Below are 1,579 nucleotides of genomic sequence, written 5' to 3'. Positions count from 1 at the left end.
ACGGTCCGCTTCGACACAGGAAGCCGGACCTGGTAGACAACACCGGGAGAGCCCTCGGCGGGCGGCTGTTTCTTCATAGAAACGCCAACTCCTGCTGCGGGCCCTCGTGTTACGGCCGGAACCGGCCGCTCTGCCCCGGTCGGCGGTCAACGTGGCAGGTACCGTCCCGAGCCCGTCCGGGTCAGCCAGCCCCGGTCGGACAGTTTGCGCAACTGGCCGCGGACCGGTTCGACCTTTGCCGGAGTGTTCTCACGACCCAGCGCGAGCGCAACGTCCTTGGCCATCACCGGCCCCGACGTATTCGCGACGATCTCCATGATCCGCCGATATTCCGGCGTGAGCACCTCCACCCCCATGCCTTTCTCGCGGTCCGGGATCAGCCGCATCCCACCCGCCCCGGGCGTCGCCACCCCCGGCTTCGGCTCCGGCTCCGGCTCCACGATGCCCGACGGCCGCCGTCCCCCGTCCGTCGCCTCGGCCCACTGCCCGAACATCACCTCGGCTGCCTCCAGCAGGCCCAGCTCGGCGTCAATCTCCGCCAGCTTCTTGCGCAGCAGCTCGGCCCGCTCAGCCAGTCGCATCCGCCGCTCGATCGGCCACGTCAGCACGTCCACCATGCGCCTCCCTCCCGTTGCGGAACCTACGAGACGCTTCGGGCGGACCACCTCAGAACCCGTGAACCGGCTCGCGGCAGACGATCACTTGCTAATGATCACGTCCGAGAGGAGCACAAGTGCGTCAATCTCCACGCCCTGTACGGCAACCATGCTCCTGCGGGCCCTGCTCGTCCTCACAGACCTTGAGATCGCCGGGGTGGACAGGCTCGCTGCGCAGGTACATCCCCTTGACAAAGCATATCGTTTATCGATTGTATCGATAAACGATATGCATGCTGCTGGTCGACAGGGGAGAATCATGGGTGCCAAGTCCTGGTGGAGTCAGACCGACAGCCGGTTGCTGGAGGCAGCTCTGGGCCTGGCTGTTGTACTGGTCGGCGTCTTTGGAGTACTGCTTCCGGCCCTCGGGGCGGCCGGTCTGATGGATCCGATGGACACCCGCGAAGTTGAGGCCGAGACGGCGACCCGGGTACCGGGAACCGTGACCGACGCGGTGACGGGCCACGGCATGACCCTCACAGGCACCCACCGGGCGGATCTCGTCTTCGCCGACCCCGACCTGGGGCAGCGCCTACTACTCGCCCTGCCGGAGATCGTCAGCAGCCTGCTCCTGCTCCTCATCCTGGCCCTCCTATTCAAGATGGCCCGGACCCTGCGTGGCGGCGACGTCTTCGTGCCGGTGAACGCCCGACGCCTGAGCGTCATAGGACTCGCAGTGCTGGTGCAGGCCCTCCTCGCCCCGGTACTGCCGGCGCTCACCACAGAAATACTGGTGAGCGGTTCCCCCATGGCCGAACAGGTCCCGTTCTCGGCCACCTTCACAGGCGAGTACGTGCTGCTGGCCTTCCTCATCCTGGCGCTGGGAGAAGTCTTCCGGCGCGGAACGAAGCTGCGCGCCGATACCGAGGGGCTGGTCTGATGCCACCAGAAGAGGAGCACCGGGTCCAGGTCCACCTGGACCG

2 protein-coding genes are annotated in these 1,579 nt (G+C 66.5%); one reads left to right on the top strand and one right to left on the bottom strand.

Annotated elements, in window-relative coordinates; translation table 11 throughout:
- Nucleotides 1-146: 146 nt before the first annotated feature.
- On the bottom strand, nucleotides 147-617 hold the full coding sequence (locus ACWDEX_RS37165; protein WP_450469106.1) for a hypothetical protein: 471 nt from the start codon (nucleotides 615-617) through the stop codon (nucleotides 147-149).
- A 298-nt stretch (nucleotides 618-915) separates the two neighbouring features.
- Between ACWDEX_RS37165 and ACWDEX_RS37160 the strand changes: the two genes are divergently transcribed.
- Nucleotides 916-1,536, top strand: a complete 621-nt coding sequence (locus tag ACWDEX_RS37160; RefSeq protein WP_450469104.1) for a DUF2975 domain-containing protein — start codon at nucleotides 916-918, stop codon at nucleotides 1,534-1,536.
- Nucleotides 1,537-1,579: the final 43 nt, after the last annotated feature.

The sequence above is a fragment of the Streptomyces sp. NPDC001020 genome, assembly GCF_053599115.1.
The sequence above is the reverse complement of the archived record's forward strand: the minus strand, read 5'-3'. Positions and strand labels throughout refer to the sequence as shown.